Source organism: Leifsonia sp. NPDC058230, from assembly GCF_042882245.1.
Taxonomy (GTDB): Bacteria; Actinomycetota; Actinomycetes; order Actinomycetales; family Microbacteriaceae; genus Leifsonia.
The window spans coordinates 154,910-173,899 of the sequence record NZ_JBHVWM010000002.1; the positions used below are offsets into that span (position 1 = coordinate 154,910).

The window sequence follows — 18,990 nt, forward strand, 5'->3', positions numbered from 1 at the left end:
CCGATCGGCGCACAGTGGAGGCATGAAGATCGCATTTCTCGGCCTCGGCCGCATGGGCCGCGAGCTCGTCGTCCACCTCATCGATGCCGGCCACGACGTCACCGTCTGGAACCGGTCGCCCGAGCCCGCCGCCGTGATCGGCCGCAGAGGCGCGCACGTCGCAGAATCCGCGGCCGCCGCGGTCGAGGGCGCCGAGGCGGTGATCTCGGCGTTCTTCGGGCCGGATGTGGTGCGCGACGTCATCATCGGCGGCTCGCTCCCGTTCGCGCCCGACGCGTTGTGGATCGACGTCACCACTGTCTCCCCCGCCGACGCCACCGAGTTCGCGGCGTGGGCGTCAGGCGCGAACATCCGGTACGTCCACTCCCCGGTCATCGGCTCGCTGGCCCCGGCGCGCGCTGGTGCCCTCGGTGTCTTGATCGGCGGCGAGCAGGATGCTGCCCGCGAGGCGCGCAAGATCGTCGCCCTCTGGGCCGATCCGAACAAGCTGCGGATCCTCGGCCTTCCCGCCAAGGCCGCCACCGGCAAACTCGTGGCGAATCTGGCCCTCGCCGTCTCGATGGAGGGACTCGTCGAGTCCTTGCGTCTCGGCGAGTCCGGCAGTCTCACCCCTCAGGAGGTGCTCGACACTCTCGGAATCACCACGATCGCGCCGATCGCAGCCTTGAAGGGCGAAACCGTCGTCGCGGGCGAATTCGACGACACCCAGTTCTCTGCGGCCCTCCTCGCGAAGGACACGCACCTGATGCTGGCGACCAGCACCCAGCCGCTCCCCGCCGTCGAACTCGTGGCGGGCATCCTCGACAGGGTCATCGCGGCGGGAGACGGCGAGAAGGACCTCGCCGTCATCGCCCGCGCCTGACGACCGCGGGCGACTTCAGAGCAGCACGGGCTGACCGGTCACGGCGGAGCGCTGTGCCGCCTCCACCACCCGCAGTGTGCGGACACCGACGTCGCCGCCGGGCGTAGCCCGTCGACCCTCACGTACCGCCGCGAGGAACTCGTCGAGCATCGCCGCGTCGAGGTCGTCGCCGACGCCCGCCCAGACCTCGCCGTCGGCGTCGTGGCCACGCACATGCTGCGCGAAGGGGGCGATCGTGACGGTTCCGCGGGTTCCGGTGACCTGCAACGTCAGTCCGCCCCAGGTGGCGGCACTGTCGGGCACGCTCCACGAGCAGTCGATCGTGGCGACCACCCCACCCGGATAAATCGCGGTGACCAAACCGCCGGTCTCGACCCCGATCCCGGAGCCGGGATGCAGCATCCGGTTCGTCACCGCCCGCACCGACGTGGGAAGGGCGCCGGCGAAGAGCTCGTCGAGCAGGTCGGCGCAGTGCACGACGTGATCGACGAGGGCGCCACCGCCCGACAGCGCCGGGTCGGTGAACCAGGAGCGGTCCCCGATGGGCAGCTTGCCGTTGTTGGTGCCTTTGACTCCGATCACGGTTCCGAGCTGCCCGGTGCGTACCCGCTCGAGGGCGTCCCCGAACGACGAGGCGAACCGCACCGGATACGCGGTCATCAGCGTCACCCCGGCTCGCTCGGCGGCAGCGACCATCGCGGTCGCATCCTCGACGGTCGTCGCAAGAGGCTTCTCGCACAGGATGTGGGCACCGGCCGCCGCCGCCTGCTCGACCAGCTCGCGATGGCGCGCGTTCTCCGCGGTGACGACCACCGCATCCGGGCCCCAGGCCAGCGCGTCGTCGTAGGTCGCAACGTAGCGGACGCCCAGAATCGCAGCCAGCTCCGCCCCGCGCGGCGCGGCGTCGGGTGCGCCGGCCCCGTCGGGATCGGTGACGATCAGCTCGACGTCGTCGCGCGCCGCGAGCAGCCGGCAATAGGCGAGAGCGTGCGTGTGGGCGAAAGACAGCACGGCGATGCGGAGCTTCGGTCGGTCGGTCATCTGTGTCCCTCGGGTCTCGGTCATGCGTTCACACTCACGCTCTCGACTGCAGCGGCCGCAGCCAGGTCGACATCGATCGCGCGTCCCGTGCGGATGGATTCGGCCGCCGCCTCGGCCAGCAACACAGCCCGGATGCCGTCGGCAGCGGACACCCGCGGCTCGGGGCCCCCGGCGAACGCGCGCGCGAACTCGCGCAGCTGCGTCGTGTACGGGCTCTCCGCATGGGCGGCGGGCGGCAGATAGCCGTCGGTCTGCCCGCTCGCAGGAAGATCGACCATCACGGCGGTGTCGATGGCGGAGTCGATGGCGAGCACACCGGTGGCGCCGGCGATGTCGGCGCTGGTGCGGAATGCCATCCCCGTGGCTCCCCAGGTGCCCTGGATGTGGCTGAGCGCGCCGCCCGTGTGCGTGAGCACGACGTGTGCTGTGACCTGCGGCGGCACGATCCCGTCGACGCTGGGCGGGCTCTGCACCGCGTACACCTGGCTCACGTCGCCGGCGAGCCAGAGCGCCTGATCGAGGTCGTGGATCATCTGGTCGAGCACGATACCGCCACCCGCCGCCTCGTCGAAGAACCACGAGCCGGGCCTGGGCGCCTCGCCGCCGCGCACGAAACGCAGCACCGCGGGTGCGCCGATACGTCCGGCATCCACCTGCTGCTTGATCCTGGCGTACTCGGGGAAGAACCGCACGACGTGCGCCGGAAACACCTGCACCCCCGCTTCCTCAGCCGCCTCGGCGATCTCGCGAGCCGCCTCGGACGTGGCCGCGAGCGGCTTCTCGCACACGACGTGCTTGCCCGCTGCGATCGCAGCGAGAGCGAGTTCGCGATGTGATCTGCTCGACGTGACGATGTCGACGACGTCCACGGTGGCCAGCAGTTCGTCGAGGTCGTCGGCCACGGCGAACCCGTAGGCCGCGGCGAGCGCCGCAGCACCGTCGTGCGAGTACACGGTGACGTGTGCCCCGAGTTCGCGCCAGCCGGCCGCGTGCACGTGTGAGATTCCGCCGGCGCCGATGAGGCCGACTCGAAGTGTGTTCATAGTGACTTTCTACTTCATGCCCGAGAATGCGATGCCGTCGATGACGCGCTTCTGCATGATCAGGAACAGGATGAGTACGGGAGCCATCGCGAGGAGGCTCGCCGCGAGCAGTAACGGGTAGTCCGGGATCGACCGCTGGCTGGTGAGTGTCGCGATTCCCGCCGAGAGCGGCATCTGCGTCGAGTCGGTCGCCACGATGAGCGGCCAGAGCAGGTCGTTCCAGGAGGCGAGCACCGTGATGATCGCGAGCGCGGACAGTCCGGGCTTGGCCAGTGGGAGCATCACCTTCCAGAAGGTCTGGAAGTGGTTGGCTCCGTCGAGTCGTGCGGCTTCGGCAAGTTCGTCGGGCAGACCGAGGAAGAACTGCCGCATCAGAAACGTGCCGAACGCGCTGAAGATGCCGGGCGCCGCGATGCCCGCGATGGTGTTCAGCCAGCCGAGTCCCTGCACGATCTGGTACTGGGGCAGCAGGTACACCTGGGGCGGAACCATGAGGATCGCCAGCACGAGAGCGAAGATCGTCCTCTTGAACGGAAACTCCATGCGTGCAAACGCATAGCCCGCCATCGAGCAGAGCAGCAGCTGTCCCACCGTGCGGATGACGGTCACGGCGACCGACACCCACAACTGATTGAGGAACGGCAGCTGGTCGAAGACGTGGGCGAAGTTGTCCCACTGCAGCGTGCCAGGCCAGATGGTCGGCGGCACCGAGGTGACCTGCGCGTTCGTCGACAGCGACATCAGGATCTGCCACACGAACGGGAAGATCATGAACAGCGAGGCGATGATGAGAACGGCATGAGTCAGGCCTGTTCCGATCCGGGCACGCCCGGTCGAGCGAACCTCGACGGCACTAGACATAGTTGACCCACCTCTTCTGCATGCGGAACTGGAGAATCGTGAAGACGCCGACGAGGAGCAGGATCGCGACCCCGACCGCCGCCGCGTATCCGTTGTCGCCTGTCTGCTGGTGAGCGAAGAACAGGTAGACCATCGACTGGGTCTGGTTGATCGCCGGGTTCTGCGTGCCCATGAGCGCGTAGAGCAGGTCGAAGAGCTGGAATCCGGTGATCACGGTCATTACGGACACGAAGAAGATCGACGGGCTGAGCAGCGGCACGGTGATCGCGAAGAACTGCCGCAGCCGGCTGGCCCCGTCGAGCGAGGACGCTTCGTACATCTCGGGCGGGATGCCCTTCATCCCGGCCGAGAGCACGATCAGGTTGAACCCGACCGAGATCCACATCCCGACGACGCCCACCGCGATCAGGGCCAGCCATTCGGTGGAGAGCCAGTTGGGGCCCTCGATGCCGACGAGCGAGAGGACGTAGTTGAGCATCCCGAAATCGCCGTTGAAGATGATGCGCCAGACCATCGACACCGCCGCAGGCATGGCCACGTACGGGAGGAAGAAGGCGGTGCGGTACAGACTCGCGAACCGGAGCCCCGGCCGATTGATCAGGGCGGCGAAGATCACGGCCAGGGGGATGCCGAGCAGCAGGAAACCGACGTAGATCAGCGTGTTCAGGATCGAACGCCAGAACATCGGATCGGAGAGCATCGTCTCGTAGTTGTTCAGACCGCTCCACGTGGCGCCGCCGAACACACCCCAGGTGGTGAAGCTGAAGTACGCGTTGCGGAAGATCGGCCAGATGTAGAACACGACGACGCCGAACAGCAGCGGAAGAACGAACAGGGCCGCCCACAGCCATTCCTTGCGCTTCGCCTTCGTCGTGCGGCCAGGGCCACGGGCACCGGTGCGCTGCACCCGGGCGGGTGCCGCCGCCCTTGCGGCGGCACCCCTCTTCTCGGTGATCGTTTGCGTGGACATTATTCTTTGGCGAGCGCCGCGTTCATCTTGTCCGCAAGCTCCTTGGCCACCTCGGCCACCGGTCGCTTGCCGTCGAAGGCGTCGGGGAGCAGGTCGCCCTCGAGCTTGTTCCACGCGGCCGTGTTCTTCGAGATCGGGTACGGGTAGGACGAGTCGTTCGCTTCGGTCAGGAAGATGTTCAGGTCCCACGGTGCCGACTTGACGAACGCCTCCTGAGTGTCGTTGAACGCCGGGTTGGCGGCGCCCATCTCGGCCTGGATCTCTGCGGCCTTCTTACCTGCCAGATAGTTCTGGAAGGCGATGGCTGCTGCCTTGTTCTTGGAGTCCTTGGCGACCACGTTCGCGAGACCGTGGATGACCGTTGCGCTGCGTTCGCCCTTCGGGAGCGGCGCGAGCGCGATCTGGTCCTTGATCGGCGACGCCAGGAGCTCCGCGTTCGACCAGGTGCCCGACCAGAACATCGCCGACTTGCTGTTGATGAACCACTGATCCTGCGGGGTGTCGGAGAGCTGCGACGGCGTCGGAGAGGAACCGTCGGCGATCAGGTCGCGCACGAACTGGAGACCCTCGATCGACTTGGGGTCGTCGTAGCCCGACTTCTTGCCGTCCTTCGAGATGATCGAGCCACCGGCCTGCAGGATGGTGTTGTAGTAGACCTCCTGGCCGCCGGCCAGACCGCTGGCCACACCGAAGACGCCCTCGTCTTTCAGCGTGTCGGAGATCGCCTTGGCCTTCTGGTGGAAGTCGTCCCACGTCCAGTCGGCGGTCGGATACGCGACACCCGCCTTGTCGAACAGCGCCTTGTTGTAATAGACACCGATGGTGTCGAAGTCCTTGGGGGCGCCGTACTGCTTGCCGTCATACGAGTAGAGCTCGTTCAGCGCATCCGGATAGTTTGCCGGCTCGACGGCGGAGCTCACCGGCTCGAGCAGGCCGTTCGAGGCGTAGAGCTGAAAGTTCGGCCCGTTCATCCAGAACACGTCGGGCAGCGTCTTCGACGAACCCTGCGTCTGCAGCTTGGTGAAGAAGTTCTGGTACGGCGTGATCTGCTCGGTGACCTTGATCTTGGGGTACTCCTTGTTGAAGTCCTTGATCAGCGCGTCCATGGCCGGCTTCTGGTTCGAATCCCAGAAGGCGTATGAGATTGTTGCCGACAGATTAGGATCGGCAGTGGCATCTGAGCCGCTTCCAGTGTTGGATGAACAGCCGGCTAACAGGGCGGCGGCAGCGATCGTGGCCCCGGCGGCAAGCAGTGCTTTTCGCATTGGATCTCCTTTGAATGTGGGGGTGTGTTTCTGGTGCCTCCTGGGTCGGCGATTGCCTTCGCCGGCCCAGGAATCCTGGTCGCTACAGCTTCAGCGCGACCCGTTCCTTCACTGCGGGCACGGCCCGCGGCTTCGATCCGTCACGCAGGGACTCGGTCGCGGCGACGGCTGTCGCCACCGCATTGCGGGCTGCGATCGCCGACGTCTCGGTCGGGGATCCGTTCAGCACGAAGTCGACGAACTCGTCGACGGTGCGACGGTCTGCGTCTCCGTGGCCGCCGTTGTCTCCGCGCACGCGGTATTCCACGTCGCCCGCCGGGTCGTAGGTGGTGCGGCGGTTCCACACCCGCACCACTCCACCCTCCGAGTCGCCGAAGTTCTCCAGGCGCCCCTCGGTTCCGATGACGGTGTAGTTGCGCCAGTAGTCCGGCGTGAAATGGCATTGCTGGTACGACGCGAGCACGCCGTTGTCGAGGCGCATGCTCACCATCGACAGGTCTTCGACATCGATCACCGGGTTCAGCTCGGTCTGGCTCAGCGGCGGCCAGGAGTCGAACGAGAACCACTCGGGCATCGTGCGATCGGAGTTGTCGCGACGGTCGGCGATGTCCCCGTAGACCGAGAGGTCGCCCATCCCGGTGACGAGAGTCGTGTACCCACCGGCCAGCCAGTGGATCACGTCGATGTCGTGCGCACCCTTCTGCAGCAGCAGACCGTTCGACTTCGCCCGTTCGGCGTGCCAGTCCTTGAAGTAGTAGTCGCCGCCGTTGCCGACGAAGTGCCGGCACCAGACGGCCTTGACCTCGCCGATGTCTCCGCGCTGGATGATGTCCCGCATCAATCGCACGACGCCCATGTGGCGCATGTTGTGCCCGACGTACAGCCTGCTCCCGCTCTCGGCGGCCGCCTCCAGGATCGCGTCCGCATCCTCGACCGTGATCGCCAGCGGCTTCTCGAGGTACACCGCCACCCCGGCGCCCAGCAGGTCGATCGCGATCTCCGCGTGCGTGTGATCGGGTGACGTCACGAAGGCCGCGTCGATGCGCATCCCGCTCGCGAGCAGCTCTCGATGGTCGGAGAACAGGGCCACCCGGTCGCCGAAGGATGCGCGAGCCCGTTCCCGCGACGCCTCGCTGGGATCGGCGACGGCGACGACCGTGCCGCTTCCCGACCTCACGGCGTGCTGCGCGATCCCCGACCGCGCGCCCGCTCCGATGACGGCGAGCTGCAGCGTCCGGCTCGTTTCCTCGTGGTTCATGCCTGGGCGACCCTTTCTGCCAGCGCCCGCGCGCCGGCGACATCGATGTGCGGCTCCGCCACGTCGGCGATTCCGTAGACGCGGTGCGCCGACTCGAGAAAAGCGAGGGCCACCGCACCCAGCACGACCGATTCGGCGCCGAGCTCCGACGCGATGATCGACGGCCTGATGGGGAGTGGGATCGCGGCCCAGACAGCGCGGCGCAGCGGCCCGAGCAGCGCATCTCCCGCCCGGGAGAGGCCGCCACCGATCACGACGACGTCGGGGTCGATCGCCATCGTGACCGTCGCGATGCCGGTGGCCAGCCCGCCGACGAAACGCTCGACCTCGTCCGTCGACTCGGGATCCCCCTCGGCCGCGCGGCGGAACACGTCCTCGCCCGACTCGGCGCTCGACCAGCGCAGCTGGCCCCGCTCGTTCACCTGCTTCGAGAAGACGATATCGCCCACCTCACCGGCGGCGCTGTGGCTGCCGCGGCGGAGCCGTCCGCCGATGATCAGGCCCATGGAGATGCGGTGCCCCGCGAAGAAGTAGAGCACGTCGTTCATGAGCCGGGCCGACCCCATCCGGTGCTCGGCGAGGGCGGCGAGCCGCATGTCGTTCTCGACCGTCACTTCGCAGCCGAATTCGGCCCGCAGGTGTCCGGCGATGTCGACGCCCTCCCAGTCGGGAAAATTGCGGGACACGACGAGCCGTCCGTCTTCGCCGACGAGACCCGAGACGGCGACAGCCATCGAGACGAGTCGCGTGCGGTCGATTCCGCTCTCGTCGAGGCAGCGGTCGATGATGCGTTTGACGCCGAGCATGCGACCCGCTCCGACGACGGCTTCGTCGACAGGCTCGTCGGTCCAGGCGACGATCGTGCCCGCGAGGTCCGCCAGCGCGGCCCGGATGCGGTGGATGCCGACGTCGACGCCGAGCACGTACCCGGCATTGCCCGCGAACTCGTAGATGCGAGCCGGCCGTCCGGCCCCTCGGCCGCCGAGAGTGTGCTCCTCGACCTCGAGGACGATGCCCCGCTCGCTCATCTGGAGCAGTGCGGCCTCGACCGTCGGCCGCGACAGTCCTGTGCGTGTGGCGACCTGCGCGACCGTCGCCCGGCCGCCGTCCCGGAGCGCCAGCGCGCACCGCGCGGCGTTCCCGGCCCGCAGGCGCGGGGCCTCGGGCTCCTGGGTGCGATCGACGACTGCCATCGGTTCAGCTCCATCACTGTTACAAAGCAACTACGTTTCGTAATTGTTAGCGGTCAGTAAAGCACGGCTGGGCTCACAGGGTCAAGCGATTCGCAGATAGAAGTAAAGCAGTTTGCGTATTGCGCGCCGAGCGGTCGGGCACGCGCGGCTGGACGGGCGTTCGTTTCGTAATGAGACGTCGACTCCGACACCCGCGCGCGCATCCCGGTATCGTCCGATCGGTGACGTCGACGATCGAGAACCTCTCCCGGGAGACCCGGGTCTTCCCACCGAATCCCGACTTCGCCGCCGACTCGAATGTCGGGCCGGATGTCTGGGAGCAGGCCGCCGATCCCGTCGCCTTCTGGGAGCGGCAGGCCGACAGGCTCGACTGGTCCGAACGCTGGACCACGGCTCACACGTGGGAGCCGGCGCGCGACACCGGCGAGCTGGACGCCGACGGGGAGCAGCTCCTCACGGTGCCGAAGGCGACCTGGTTCGAGGGCGGACGGCTCAACGCCGCCGTCAACTGCGTCGACCGGCACGTCGAGGCCGGCAACGGCGACCGCGTCGCGATCCACTTCGAGGGCGAGCCGGGCGACCGGGAGACCATCACCTACTCCGACCTCCAGCGTCGCGTCGCCCAGGCCGCGAACGCCCTGGAGGCCCTCGGCGTCGGCGCGGGCGACCGCGTCGTCGTCTACCTTCCGGTGATCCCCGAGACCGTCGTGGTCACCCTCGCCATCGCGCGGCTCGGCGCCATCCACTCGCTCGTCTTCGGCGGCTTCTCGGCCGAGGCGCTGCGATTCCGGGTCGAGGACACCGGCGCCAAGCTGCTCGTGACGTCGGACGGCCAGTTCCGCCGCGGAAAGGCCGTCGCGGTCAAAGCCGCTGCCGACGAAGCGGTCTCCGGCGCAAATCGGATCGAGCACGTGCTCGTCGTGCGTCGCACCGGTGACCTCACCCCCGATATCCCGTGGACCCCGGGCCGCGACGTCTGGTGGCACGAAACGGTGGAGACCGCATCCACCGAGCACACGCCCGAGTTCTTCGACAGCGAGACCCCGCTCTTCATCATCTACACCTCGGGCACGACCGGAACGCCGAAGGGCGTCGTCCACACCACCGGCGGCTATCTCACCCAGGCGGCGTGGAGCCACTGGGCTCTCTTCGACGCAAAAGACTCCGACGTCTACTGGTGCACCGCCGATCTGGCCTGGGTCACCGCCCACACCTACGTGCTCTACGGTCCCTTCGCCAACGGCGCGACCTCGGTGATCTACGAGGGCACCCCCAACACACCGCACGAGGCTCGCCACCTCGAGATCATCGAACGCTACGGCGTCACCACCTACTACACCGCGCCGACGCTCATCCGCACCTTCATGACCTGGTTCCCGGATGGGGTGCCCCCGCAGTGGGACCTCTCCAGCATCCGCCTGCTCGGCACCGTCGGGGAGGCGATCAACCCCGAGGCCTGGATGTGGTTCCGCGAGCAGCTGGGCGCATCCCGGGCCCCGATCGTGGACACCTGGTGGCAGTCGGAGAGCGGCTCGGCGATCGTCGCTCCCCTGCCCGGTCTCTCGACGTTGAAGCCCGGCTCGGCGACGCGCGCCATCCCCGGCGTGACCGTGCGGATCGTCGACGGGAACGGCGATCAGGTTCCGAACGGGTCGGGCGGCCTCATCGTGATCGACGGCACCTGGCCGTCCATGGCGCGCACGGTCTGGGGCAATCCCCAGCGCTACCTCGACTCGTACTGGCGCCGTTTCGCCGACCGCGGCTACTTCCTCGCCGGCGACGGAGCGAAGTACGACGATGACGGGGACATCTGGCTCCTCGGCCGCATCGACGACGTCATCAACGTCTCCGGCCACCGTCTCTCCACGATCGAGATCGAGTCGGCGCTGGTTTCGCATCCGGCAGTCGGCGAGGCGGGGGTGGTCGGCGTCAGCGACGGGACCACCGGTCAGGCGATCGCGGCCTTCGTCATCCCCTCCCGCGAAGTCGCAGAGTCGGATCGCGACGAGCTCGCCGCGATCCTGCGGGCCCACGTCAGCCACGAGATCGGGCCGATCGCCAAGCCGCGCGACATCATCCTCGTTCCCGACCTGCCGAAGACCCGTTCGGGCAAGATCATGCGCCGTCTCCTTGTCGATCTCTTCGAGCACCGCCCGCTCGGCGACACCACCTCGCTGCAGGACGAGACCGTGCCCCGCCAGATCGCGGAGCTGCTGGCGTCGGTCACACCGTCGAGATGAGCCCGCCGTCGATGGTCACCGTCACGCCCGTGATGTTCGTTGCGCGCTCCCCGGCCAGCCAGAGCACCACATCGGCGACCTCCTCGGGATGCGTGAACCGGCCGGTCACGGAGGCCGCCGCTGCCCCGCGCGCGACATCCTCCGGCTGCTGCCCGGTGGCGTTCGCGACCGTCTGAGCGACGCCGCCCTCCCCCAGCCACAAGGCCGTCTCTACCGGTCCTGGGCACACACTGTTGACCCGGATGCCGCGAGCTCCGAACTCCTTCGACAGTGATTTGGCGAAACTCGTCAGCGCAGCCTTGGCCGCGCTGTAGTCGATGACGTCGGGGTCGGCGAGAAACGCATTGACCGAGCTGGTGTTCACGATCGTGCCGTGACCGGCCTCGAGCATCCCCGGCAGAAGCGCCCGCGTCGTGCGCACGGCGGCCATCAGATTGAGGTCGAGGGATGCGTACCACTGCTCGTCCGTCACGCTGAGGAAGCCACCCACCCGGGTCTTGGCGAGGCCGACATTGTTCACGAGGATGTCGACGCCCGACCCTGCAGCGTCCGCCAGCAGTTCGGCGCCTCCTGCATCGGAGAGGTCGACGGCGACGAATTCGACGCTTCCCTCTTCGATAAGTTCGGAGAGCTCGCTCGTGATCGTCCGGGCCCCCGCGACCACGTGTGCGCCCTCAGCGACGAGCCCGCGCACGATCGCGAGTCCGATGCCCTTGCTTGCGCCGGTGACGACGGCGCGCTTGCCTGCGAGTCCCAGATCCATGGGCCGAGCGTATGGCTCAGCGCCTCCCGCCGTCTACGCGCGCGACGGAATCGACTCGTGCGAAACGTGCGGTTCCAGCGCGCACAACCGCACTTTTCACACGAGGCGCTGCAGGCAACGAGACCGTCGATCCGTGGCGATGACGCGCAGCGGCGGTGAGACGTCGCTCAGTCGCGGAAAGCGTGGGATCGAGAACCAGACGGAGCGCTCTTACCAGGCTGCTCTTACCCGACTTGTTCTCGCCTACAACGACGGAGTTTCTTCCTAGGGCAACGTCCAAGTTCGGCGGGTTCCCGAAGTTCTTGATCTGTAAGCGGGCAACGCGCACGGCTCACGGTACCGGCGAGGACCGTTCAACACCGGTGCCTATGCCGCAGCGTCAACTAGCTGGATCACGATGAAATCTGGTTTGCCAGTCGCGCCTTGGCTACCTTCGCAACAATCGAATCGGGCACGGCACGATCGCCGCACTCAACGATGTACTCCTCGAGAATCGCTAGCTCGCCAACTCGGTCCCCCAGTCGACGAACAACGGCAGCCAACTGTTCTGTGGGCCATGGGTCTGCCACTTCGCCAGTAACCGCTGATTCACGGGCCGCTGCCTCGCGACACTCGGCCAGAAAGCTTCGAGCTTCTTCCAACCGCTGCTGTCGCTTCAGTTCCGCGATCGACGGCTTCCAGGTGGTCCAGTACTCACCCCGCACGGTGCCGGCTCCCCGGCGCGCGAGCTTCGCCGACTCCCGAGTCTCGCGCACAGCTGCCTTCTGCGCGATGTCTGCTGCTCTCTGGGCGTCTCGCTCTTCCATCTCGACGCGCTGCGCGGCGTAGTCCTGCTCATCCTCTGACGTTCCAGTGAAGGCCAAAGTGACACGCGCTCTCCAGGTGCCCCCGTCGACGCGTGCCCAAACGCGAGCGGGAACGACAGCTACGGATCCGCGAGTGAGGCGCTTGCAGGCTGATGCGACCCGAGCACTGAAATCGGCCGGGACGTACCCAACGTGCTCGCCGCGGATGACTACCTTCACTGCGTTACGGTCGTACTGGTTCGTTGGTTCGGGCACCAGTTGCGCTTGCTGCATCGTGACGCCGCCTTCCGCCCTCCCAATTCCGAGGAAGAGGCGGGACACTTCGGCCCGGCGATACGCTTCGCCTTCGACCTCAATGTCAGGCCACCCACTCCCGATGGCAACGGCCTGCTGCGTTGCCGGAAGCGTGTCGCCGCCGCCCAGCAATCGAGTGAATAGTCCAGCCACGTTTCCTCCTCGTTTAGCGGAATGTTATCGGCATTCGACGACACAGGTAACGCATCACTCAAGTGGTTCGGGACCAATGCAATCGACTCTCGGCCGAGACTCTGCCGCGCTTAGGATCTTGCGATGAAGTTCACTGTGCGTCCCGCGAGCGCTGCCGACGCGCTAGGACTCGCACGAGTGCACGTCGAGTCGTGGCGCGAGAGCTATCGCGGATTGATGGCTGATGAGGTCCTCGACGATCCCAGCTTCATCATTCGTCGCGAGCAGTTCTGGACGGCGGCACTCACAGACGCGCGCTTCACCCGGCATGCCGTAGCGGCCGCGATCCTCGACGGCGAAATCGTAGGCGTTGCGATGGCCGGACCGGCAACCCCTGAAGGCCCGGCCTGGGAGAAGCAGCTGTACGTGCTTTACACGTATGCCGCGGTTCACGGTCAGGGCGCGGGTGCTGAACTCTTGTCGGCAGTGATTGACCCGCGGGACTCCGTTGCGTTGTGGGTTGCGGATCCGAACCCTCGCGCGCAGGCGTTCTATCGTAAACACGGGTTCGATTTCGATGGGACGAGCAAAGTCGAAGGCGGAGTTCGTGAGCTGCGCATGACTCGACTGCCGGATGGCCCGTCTCGGTAGGTAACCCGAGTGCCAGCACGTCCTGCCGGGCTTGCAAGCTGCACAAGTCCGGAGCGGAAACGAATAAAAACCCCAGTAGATGGCGAGATCTACCGGGGTTTTCGGTGCACCCCCTGGGACTTGAACCCAGAACCCACTGATTAAGAGTCAGTTGCTCTGCCGATTGAGCTAGAGGTGCGATTCGATTCGGACACCCGAACCGAGGCTCAACATTAGCATCAGTTTCGGGACCTACGCCAATCGAGCATCCGTCGGCTCCCGATAGGCTCGGAGGGTGACTTTCGACAGCGCCAGCAGCGCTTCTCTCGCCGACGATCTCGCTCTCGCACTCCGGCTGGCGGATGCCGCCGACGCGATCTCCATCGGCACATTCCGCAGCCGCGAACTGCACATCGACGTGAAGCCCGACCGCACGCACGTGACCGAGGCCGACCTGTCGGTTGAGCGGGCCATCCGGGAGACACTCTCGAAGGAGCGACTCTCCGACGGCATTCTCGGCGAGGAGTACGGCGTCGAGGGCGACTCCCCTCGGCAATGGATCATCGACCCGATCGACGGGACAGCCAACTACCTCCGCGGGGTCCCCGTGTGGGGCACGCTCATCGCTCTGGCCGTCGACGGCGTCCCCGTCCTCGGGGTCGTCTCCTCGCCCGCCCTCGGCAAACGGTGGTGGGCGGCGAGGGATGCGGGCGCCTGGCTCTCCGAGAACGGTGGCGAGCCACGGCGATTGCGCGTGTCCGGCGTCGCCGAGCTCTCCGACGCATCCCTCAGCTTCCAGAGCGTCGCGCAGTGGGATGAGGCCGGCTACCTCGATCGCCTCATCGCGCTGACGCGCACCGTGTGGCGGGACCGCGCATACGGCGACATGTGGTCGTACATGATGCTGGCGGAGGGACTCCTCGATGCTGTGGGCGAGTTCGGCGTGAAGACGTACGATCTCGCCGCGCTCATCCCGATCGTGGAGGAGGCCGGGGGCCGGTTCACCTCTGTGACGGGTGAAGCCGGCCCCGGCAACGGGTCCTCGCTCGCCAGCAACGGCATTCTGCACGACGCGCTGCTGACGGCGCTCGCCTGAGCGCGGCTCACAGGGTCGCTGTGAGCTCCTCGAGCTGATCGTAGCCGTCGGTCATGCCCTTCTCCATGCCGGAGGAGACCATGCCGTCGCGCGCCTCGAGCGTCGGATAGACGGCCTTTCCCGTGAGACGGGTGCGGCCGTTCCCGAGGTCCTCGAATTTGATGGACTCGATGCTGACCACATCCGGGTACCCCTCGAACTCGAAGGTCTGGATTGCGAAGTCGTTGTCCCGCACGACGTGGAACACGCCGCGGAAGGCGTACTCGCCGCCCTGCCCGTCCTTGTGCACGTAGCGGTAGCCGCCGCCGGTCGAGAAGTCGTACTCCTGCAGGTCCATCTCGTAACCGCGCGGACCGACCCAGCGCTTGTACAGCTCGGGGTCCTTGTGGGCACGGAAGACCTTCTCGACGGGTGCGTCGAACTCGCGGACGAATTCGACGTACGGGAGCCCCTCAGGTGCGGTGACGCGGAGTGCGTTGCTCATGATCGTTTCCTCATTCCTTTTCCTTGGCGTGGTCGCCGGGCCCGGGTTCGTCGAGTTCGGCGAGTACTGCATCCAGCGAGCGGAATCGTTGTTCATGGATCAGCCGGTACTCGTCGATCCACGCGGTGAGCTCTTCGAGCACGTCTGCGTTCAGGTGCACCGGGCGACGCTGAGCCTCCTTGGTGCGGGTGACGAGCTGCGCTTCTTCGAGCACGTGGATGTGCCGCGACACGGCCTGTGTGGTGATCGCGAACGGTTCGGCGAGCTCGTTCACCGTCGCCGGCCCCCGGCTGAGGCGGGCGACGATCGCCCTCCGCACCGGGTCGCCGAGCGCCTGGAACGCCCTGTCGAGCCGATCTTCGACCCCGCCGACCTCATCCATGTTCAACCAATTCCTTTATCAACCTTTGCGTTGAATACGTTAGTTCGACCGGATGCTCGTGTCAAGGGTTCCTGCCCGGCTCGGCTGTCGATAGGTTGGGGACAGTGAGCACCCCTTCCGCGCCTCCCCTCGTGCACATCGACCACTTCCGCATGGATTTCGGCCGCACGACCGTCATCCGCGACCTCTCCTTCGACATCGAGCGGGGTGAGACCTTCGGCTTCCTCGGCAGCAACGGATCGGGCAAGACCACGACCATCCGCGCCCTGCTCGGGATCTACCAGCCGACGGGTGGCACGCTTCACATCGACGGCCGTCCGTTCAGCCCCGAGGCGGGCATCCGGCTCGGCTACCTCCCCGAAGAGCGCGGGCTGTACAAGAAGGAGTCCGTGATCGACGTCATGGTCTACTTCGGCAGGCTCAAGGGGATGGCGACGGAGACGGCCCGCCACTGGTCTCGCGAATACCTCGAGCGCGTCGGGATCGGCGACAAGGAGAAGGTGCGGCTCGACAAGCTCTCCGGCGGCCAGCAGCAGAAGGTGCAGCTGGGCGTGACGATCATGAACGACCCCGAGCTGCTCATCCTCGACGAGCCCACCAAGGGCTTCGATCCCGTCAACCGGCGCCTGCTCATGGACATCATCGACGACCAGAAGGCCGCCGGCTCGACCGTGATGATGGTCACCCACCAGATGGAAGAGGTCGAGCGGCTCTGCGACCGCGTGATCCTGCTGAAAGACGGCGTCTCGCGGGCCTACGGCACCGTCGCCGAGGTGCAGGAGCAGTTCGGCGGGACCATCGTGCTCGTCGATCACGACGGCACGATCCCGCGCTCCCCCGATTACACCGTCGCTCAGGATGAGGGCGGTCACGCCGTGCTGGAGGTCGCGAACGACACCGACCCGGCCAGCATCCTGCGCGGGCTCCTGGACGCGGGCCTCGATGTCGCCCGGTTCACCCCCACCCGCAAATCTCTCGACGACATCTTCGTCGAAGTGTACGGAGCCGAGAACAGGGAGCTCGTCTGACCATGTCCCAGCACAACCTCGGAACCGTCATCTCCTTCGAATTCCTGCGCACCGTCAGCAAGCGCCGCTTCTGGGCGATCACGCTGTTCATCCCGATCGTGATGGTGGGCCTGATCACGCTCATCGTCGCATCCAACGTCTCGACGGCCAATACCGCCGATGCGCAGAAGGACGCCCGCTTCGCGTTCCAGTACACCGATGCGTCGGGCCTGATCGACCAGGGCATCGCCACGGAGTTCGGCGGCGAGCGCATCACCTCCGACGCCGCGGGCATCGACGCCGTCAAGTCGGGCAGCACCGAGGCCTTCTTCGCGTATCCCGCCGACCCCGCGAAGGAGTCGGTCGAGGTCTACGGCGCCGACTCGGGACTCTTCCAGAACGGCAAGTACTCGTCGGTCGCCCAGTCGCTCCTCTCGTCCAGCGTGGAGCAGCGCGTCGATTCAGCGACCTACGTGGCCGTGCTTCGCGACCAGGTGTCGACCACGACGACCACGTTCAAGAACGGCGCGGTGTCCGGTGGGTTCGATGCGATCATCCCGCCGCTCTTCTTCGTCGTCATCTTCTTCGTCGTGTTCGTGTTCCTCGGCAATCAGATGCTCAACTCGACGCTGGAGGAGAAGGAGAACCGGGTCACCGAGATGATCCTGACCACGATCAATCCGACGAGCCTGCTGCTCGGCAAGGTCATCTCGCTGTTCCTGATCGGGATCATCCAGATGATCGTGTTCTCCCTGCCCGTCATCGCCGGCTACCTGTTCTTCCGAACGCAGCTCGCCATCCCGGAACTCGATCTGTCCGGGCTGGTGTTCGACCCGACGCGGATGATCATCGGCGCGCTCATCCTCATCGGCGGATTCGCGCTGTTCACCGGCACGCTGGTCGCGATCGGCGCGATCATGCCGACGGCGAAGGATGCGGCCCCAGTGTTCTCGGTCGTCATCTTCGCGTTGGTCATCCCCCTCTACGCCGGCGGCTACGCCATCAGCTCGCCGCAGTCGCCGATCGTGCAGGTACTCGCGTACTTCCCGTACACGGCTCCCGTCACGGCACTGATCCTGAACGCCTTCGGGAGCCTGCCGGTCTGGCAGGCGATCATCATCATCCTCGAGCTGTTCGTGCTCGCCGCGATCGTGCTGCGACTCGCGGTTCGCCTGTTCCGCTACGGCTCGATCGAGTACACGAACAAGGTCAAGATCCGGGATGTGCTCGGTCGCCGACCCGCAGCCGACCTGCAGACGGAGCGATGATGCGAGCGATCGCCGTACCGACGCCGGGAGACGCCCACGCCTTGAGGCTGGTCGAAGTTCCCGAACCCGTGCCGACCGAGCGGGAGGTCCTGATCCGCGTCAAAGCCGCGGGCCTCAACGGCGCCGACCTCTCCCAGCGCCGAGGCTTCTATGCGCCGCCGCCGGGAGCAGCACCCTGGCCCGGGCTCGAGGTGTCGGGTGAGATCGTTCAGGTCGGCGCATCCGTGAGCGAGTGGGCCATCGGCGATCGGGTGTGCGCGCTTCTGCCGGGCGGTGGATACGCCGAGTACGCAACCGTGGACGCCGGCCTCGTTCTTCCCGTCCCGCCCGGAGTCGATCTGATCGACGCGGCCGGCCTGCCCGAGGTCACGGCGACGGTCTGGTCGAACGTCTTTCAACTCGCCCAGCTGCAGCCGGGCGAGGTCCTGCTCGCGCACGGCGGCTCCAGTGGAATCGGCTCGATGGCCATCCAGCTCGGCGCGGCCTTCGGCGCCCGCGTGCTGGCGACGGCCGGTGGCCCTGAGAAGGTGGCGTTCTGCCGCGGGCTCGGGGCCGAAGCCGCTATCGACTACAGGGTCGACGACTTCGTGGCAGTCGTGCGCGACTTCACCGGAGGGCGCGGCGTCGACGTCGTGCTCGACATCGTCGGCGGTGATTACATCGCCCGCGACTTGGAAGCGCTCGCGACGGGAGGTCGCATCATGTCGATCGCCAATCGGGACTCGGCGCCGAGCACCATCGACATGGGCGTGCTCATGCGCAAGCGGGCGCGGATCTGGGGAACGACCCTGCGTGCCCGACCGCTGGACGAGCGCGTCGCCATCATCGCCGCCGTGCGCGAACACGTCTGGCCGCTGATCGAGGCGGGCCGCTTGCATCCGGTCATCGACTCGGTGTTCCCGCTGGAGGATGCGGCTCAGGCTCACCTGCGGATGGAGTCGTCGATCCACCTCGGGAAGATCCTGCTGCAGCTCCACTGACCCACGCATCCACCGCGGCCACGATGGCGATCCCCACCGCATACGCGACCAGATCGATCCACTGGAATGTGGAGCCGACGACGAGCGAGGCACCCGGCACCGACCGCGACAGTGCGGCGGGCAGCGGGGTGAGCTGCAGGAGCTCGATCGCCGCACAGAACACCGTCGCCACGATCGCGACCACGACGATCCGCGACCGCGGAGCCAGCACGACGATCAGCGTGTAGATCAGGGCCGCATAGAGCGCATCGCCGGCGAAGCCACCCACGAATCCCCCGACGAGACCGTGCACGAGCAATCCGGCGACCAGGATGCCCGCCGCCGCGATCGCCGCTCGTGCCCGCCTGCTCATCCGCCCTCGCATTCCGCGCCGGTTCGCGCTCTCCCACGATACGAAGGCGCCGGCACGCCCGCA

At 66.8% G+C, this 18,990-nt stretch carries 20 protein-coding genes and 1 tRNA gene; 7 read left to right on the forward strand and 14 right to left on the reverse strand.

Features of this window, described 5'->3' with window-relative positions; translation table 11 throughout:
• Positions 1 to 22 precede the first annotated feature (22 nt).
• Positions 23 to 862 (forward strand): NAD(P)-dependent oxidoreductase, encoded by an 840-nt coding sequence (locus ACFVV0_RS06350; protein WP_387059921.1) that lies wholly within the window; start codon positions 23 to 25, stop codon positions 860 to 862.
• A gap of 15 nt (positions 863 to 877) precedes the next feature.
• Here the strand turns inward: ACFVV0_RS06350 and ACFVV0_RS06355 are convergent, their stop codons facing one another.
• The 7 genes from ACFVV0_RS06355 to ACFVV0_RS06385 all read right to left on the reverse strand — a co-directional run bounded on the left by ACFVV0_RS06355 (position 878) and on the right by ACFVV0_RS06385 (position 8,493).
• On the reverse strand, positions 878 to 1,903 hold the full coding sequence (locus tag ACFVV0_RS06355) for a Gfo/Idh/MocA family protein (RefSeq protein WP_387059924.1): 1,026 nt from the start codon (positions 1,901 to 1,903) through the stop codon (positions 878 to 880).
• 20 nt (positions 1,904 to 1,923) lie between these two features.
• Entirely contained in the window at positions 1,924 to 2,946 is a 1,023-nt protein-coding gene (locus tag ACFVV0_RS06360; protein WP_387059927.1) for a Gfo/Idh/MocA family protein, read from the reverse strand.
• A 9-nt stretch (positions 2,947 to 2,955) separates the two neighbouring features.
• The gene (locus ACFVV0_RS06365; RefSeq protein WP_387059931.1) at positions 2,956 to 3,807 is read right to left on the reverse strand and encodes a carbohydrate ABC transporter permease; all 852 of its coding nucleotides are present in this window, start codon (positions 3,805 to 3,807) and stop codon (positions 2,956 to 2,958) included.
• Entirely contained in the window at positions 3,800 to 4,777 is a 978-nt protein-coding gene (locus tag ACFVV0_RS06370; protein ID WP_387059934.1) for a carbohydrate ABC transporter permease, read from the reverse strand. The genes ACFVV0_RS06365 and ACFVV0_RS06370 overlap by 8 nt, the downstream gene beginning before the upstream one ends.
• Positions 4,777 to 6,042: an ABC transporter substrate-binding protein gene (locus ACFVV0_RS06375; protein ID WP_387059937.1), complete on the reverse strand. Its 1,266-nt coding sequence runs from the start codon at positions 6,040 to 6,042 to the stop codon at positions 4,777 to 4,779. Before ACFVV0_RS06375 ends, ACFVV0_RS06370 begins: the two co-directional genes overlap by 1 nt.
• An 82-nt stretch (positions 6,043 to 6,124) precedes the next feature.
• The gene (locus ACFVV0_RS06380) at positions 6,125 to 7,300 is read right to left on the reverse strand and encodes a Gfo/Idh/MocA family protein (RefSeq protein ID WP_387059940.1); all 1,176 of its coding nucleotides are present in this window, start codon (positions 7,298 to 7,300) and stop codon (positions 6,125 to 6,127) included.
• Positions 7,297 to 8,493: an ROK family protein gene (locus ACFVV0_RS06385; protein ID WP_387059943.1), complete on the reverse strand. Its 1,197-nt coding sequence runs from the start codon at positions 8,491 to 8,493 to the stop codon at positions 7,297 to 7,299. The genes ACFVV0_RS06380 and ACFVV0_RS06385 overlap by 4 nt, the downstream gene beginning before the upstream one ends.
• A 170-nt stretch (positions 8,494 to 8,663) precedes the next feature.
• Between ACFVV0_RS06385 and acs the strand changes: the two genes are divergently transcribed.
• A complete protein-coding gene (acs, locus tag ACFVV0_RS06390) occupies positions 8,664 to 10,733 on the forward strand; it encodes an acetate--CoA ligase (protein WP_387059946.1) in 2,070 nt (689 codons plus the stop codon).
• Here the strand turns inward: acs and ACFVV0_RS06395 are convergent.
• The 3 genes from ACFVV0_RS06395 to ACFVV0_RS06405 form a co-directional block, all read right to left on the reverse strand.
• On the reverse strand, positions 10,717 to 11,496 hold the full coding sequence (locus ACFVV0_RS06395; RefSeq protein ID WP_387059949.1) for an SDR family NAD(P)-dependent oxidoreductase: 780 nt from the start codon (positions 11,494 to 11,496) through the stop codon (positions 10,717 to 10,719). The two genes, acs and ACFVV0_RS06395, sit on opposite strands and share 17 nt — an antisense overlap.
• A gap of 16 nt (positions 11,497 to 11,512) precedes the next feature.
• Positions 11,513 to 11,824, reverse strand: a complete 312-nt coding sequence (locus ACFVV0_RS06400; protein WP_387059952.1) for an AAA family ATPase — start codon at positions 11,822 to 11,824, stop codon at positions 11,513 to 11,515.
• A gap of 64 nt (positions 11,825 to 11,888) precedes the next feature.
• Positions 11,889 to 12,749, reverse strand: a complete 861-nt coding sequence (locus ACFVV0_RS06405) for an HIRAN domain-containing protein (RefSeq protein WP_387059955.1) — start codon at positions 12,747 to 12,749, stop codon at positions 11,889 to 11,891.
• 123 nt (positions 12,750 to 12,872) lie between these two features.
• Between ACFVV0_RS06405 and ACFVV0_RS06410 the strand changes: the two genes are divergently transcribed.
• Positions 12,873 to 13,379 carry a GNAT family N-acetyltransferase gene (locus tag ACFVV0_RS06410; RefSeq protein WP_387059958.1) on the forward strand — a complete coding sequence of 169 codons (507 nt, stop codon included), beginning with the start codon at positions 12,873 to 12,875 and terminating at the stop codon, positions 13,377 to 13,379.
• Positions 13,380 to 13,484: 105 nt separating this feature from the next.
• Here the strand turns inward: ACFVV0_RS06410 and ACFVV0_RS06415 are convergent.
• Positions 13,485 to 13,557 (reverse strand) — tRNA-Lys (locus ACFVV0_RS06415).
• A 96-nt stretch (positions 13,558 to 13,653) separates the two neighbouring features.
• Here ACFVV0_RS06415 and ACFVV0_RS06420 point away from each other — a divergent pair.
• Positions 13,654 to 14,454 (forward strand): inositol monophosphatase family protein, encoded by an 801-nt coding sequence (locus ACFVV0_RS06420; protein WP_387059961.1) that lies wholly within the window; start codon positions 13,654 to 13,656, stop codon positions 14,452 to 14,454.
• A 7-nt stretch (positions 14,455 to 14,461) separates the two neighbouring features.
• On the opposite strand, the gene ACFVV0_RS06425 is transcribed toward ACFVV0_RS06420, so the two are convergent.
• A complete protein-coding gene (locus ACFVV0_RS06425; protein WP_387059964.1) occupies positions 14,462 to 14,938 on the reverse strand; it encodes an SRPBCC family protein in 477 nt (158 codons plus the stop codon).
• A gap of 10 nt (positions 14,939 to 14,948) precedes the next feature.
• The gene (locus ACFVV0_RS06430; protein WP_387061728.1) at positions 14,949 to 15,320 is read right to left on the reverse strand and encodes an ArsR/SmtB family transcription factor; all 372 of its coding nucleotides are present in this window, start codon (positions 15,318 to 15,320) and stop codon (positions 14,949 to 14,951) included.
• A 152-nt stretch (positions 15,321 to 15,472) separates the two neighbouring features.
• Between ACFVV0_RS06430 and ACFVV0_RS06435 the strand changes: the two genes are divergently transcribed.
• Genes ACFVV0_RS06435 through ACFVV0_RS06445 form a run of 3 tightly spaced genes read left to right on the forward strand, consistent with a single transcriptional unit; the run spans position 15,473 to position 18,575 of the window.
• A complete protein-coding gene (locus ACFVV0_RS06435; protein WP_387061730.1) occupies positions 15,473 to 16,348 on the forward strand; it encodes an ABC transporter ATP-binding protein in 876 nt (291 codons plus the stop codon).
• Between the two features lie 2 nt (positions 16,349 to 16,350).
• Positions 16,351 to 17,595, forward strand: a complete 1,245-nt coding sequence (locus ACFVV0_RS06440) for an ABC transporter permease (protein ID WP_387059967.1) — start codon at positions 16,351 to 16,353, stop codon at positions 17,593 to 17,595.
• A complete protein-coding gene (locus ACFVV0_RS06445; protein WP_387061732.1) occupies positions 17,595 to 18,575 on the forward strand; it encodes an NAD(P)H-quinone oxidoreductase in 981 nt (326 codons plus the stop codon). The genes ACFVV0_RS06440 and ACFVV0_RS06445 overlap by 1 nt, the downstream gene beginning before the upstream one ends.
• Here ACFVV0_RS06445 and ACFVV0_RS06450 read toward each other — a convergent pair.
• Positions 18,478 to 18,927, reverse strand: coding sequence for a DUF2809 domain-containing protein (locus tag ACFVV0_RS06450; RefSeq protein WP_387059970.1), 450 nt, complete (start codon positions 18,925 to 18,927; stop codon positions 18,478 to 18,480). The genes ACFVV0_RS06445 and ACFVV0_RS06450 overlap by 98 nt on opposite strands.
• Between the last annotated feature and the right edge of the window lie 63 nt (positions 18,928 to 18,990).

What these genes read in the sequence shown, in the direction of transcription:
- ACFVV0_RS06350 (WP_387059921.1), top strand. Translation starts at nt 23, where the DNA reads ATGAAGATCGCATTTCTCGGCCTCGGCCGCATGGGCCGCGAGCTCGTC.
- ACFVV0_RS06355 (WP_387059924.1), bottom strand. Translation starts at nt 1,903, where the DNA reads ATGACCGACCGACCGAAGCTCCGCATCGCCGTGCTGTCTTTCGCCCAC.
- ACFVV0_RS06360 (WP_387059927.1), bottom strand. Translation starts at nt 2,946, where the DNA reads ATGAACACACTTCGAGTCGGCCTCATCGGCGCCGGCGGAATCTCACAC.
- ACFVV0_RS06365 (WP_387059931.1), bottom strand. Translation starts at nt 3,807, where the DNA reads ATGTCTAGTGCCGTCGAGGTTCGCTCGACCGGGCGTGCCCGGATCGGA.
- ACFVV0_RS06370 (WP_387059934.1), bottom strand. Translation starts at nt 4,777, where the DNA reads ATGTCCACGCAAACGATCACCGAGAAGAGGGGTGCCGCCGCAAGGGCG.
- ACFVV0_RS06375 (WP_387059937.1), bottom strand. Translation starts at nt 6,042, where the DNA reads ATGCGAAAAGCACTGCTTGCCGCCGGGGCCACGATCGCTGCCGCCGCC.
- ACFVV0_RS06380 (WP_387059940.1), bottom strand. Translation starts at nt 7,300, where the DNA reads ATGAACCACGAGGAAACGAGCCGGACGCTGCAGCTCGCCGTCATCGGA.
- ACFVV0_RS06385 (WP_387059943.1), bottom strand. Translation starts at nt 8,493, where the DNA reads ATGGCAGTCGTCGATCGCACCCAGGAGCCCGAGGCCCCGCGCCTGCGG.
- acs (WP_387059946.1), top strand. Translation starts at nt 8,664, where the DNA reads ATGAGACGTCGACTCCGACACCCGCGCGCGCATCCCGGTATCGTCCGA.
- ACFVV0_RS06395 (WP_387059949.1), bottom strand. Translation starts at nt 11,496, where the DNA reads ATGGATCTGGGACTCGCAGGCAAGCGCGCCGTCGTCACCGGCGCAAGC.
- ACFVV0_RS06410 (WP_387059958.1), top strand. Translation starts at nt 12,873, where the DNA reads ATGAAGTTCACTGTGCGTCCCGCGAGCGCTGCCGACGCGCTAGGACTC.
- ACFVV0_RS06425 (WP_387059964.1), bottom strand. Translation starts at nt 14,938, where the DNA reads ATGAGCAACGCACTCCGCGTCACCGCACCTGAGGGGCTCCCGTACGTC.
- ACFVV0_RS06430 (WP_387061728.1), bottom strand. Translation starts at nt 15,320, where the DNA reads ATGGATGAGGTCGGCGGGGTCGAAGATCGGCTCGACAGGGCGTTCCAG.
- ACFVV0_RS06435 (WP_387061730.1), top strand. Translation starts at nt 15,473, where the DNA reads ATGGATTTCGGCCGCACGACCGTCATCCGCGACCTCTCCTTCGACATC.
- ACFVV0_RS06440 (WP_387059967.1), top strand. Translation starts at nt 16,351, where the DNA reads ATGTCCCAGCACAACCTCGGAACCGTCATCTCCTTCGAATTCCTGCGC.
- ACFVV0_RS06445 (WP_387061732.1), top strand. Translation starts at nt 17,595, where the DNA reads ATGCGAGCGATCGCCGTACCGACGCCGGGAGACGCCCACGCCTTGAGG.
- ACFVV0_RS06450 (WP_387059970.1), bottom strand. Translation starts at nt 18,927, where the DNA reads ATGAGCAGGCGGGCACGAGCGGCGATCGCGGCGGCGGGCATCCTGGTC.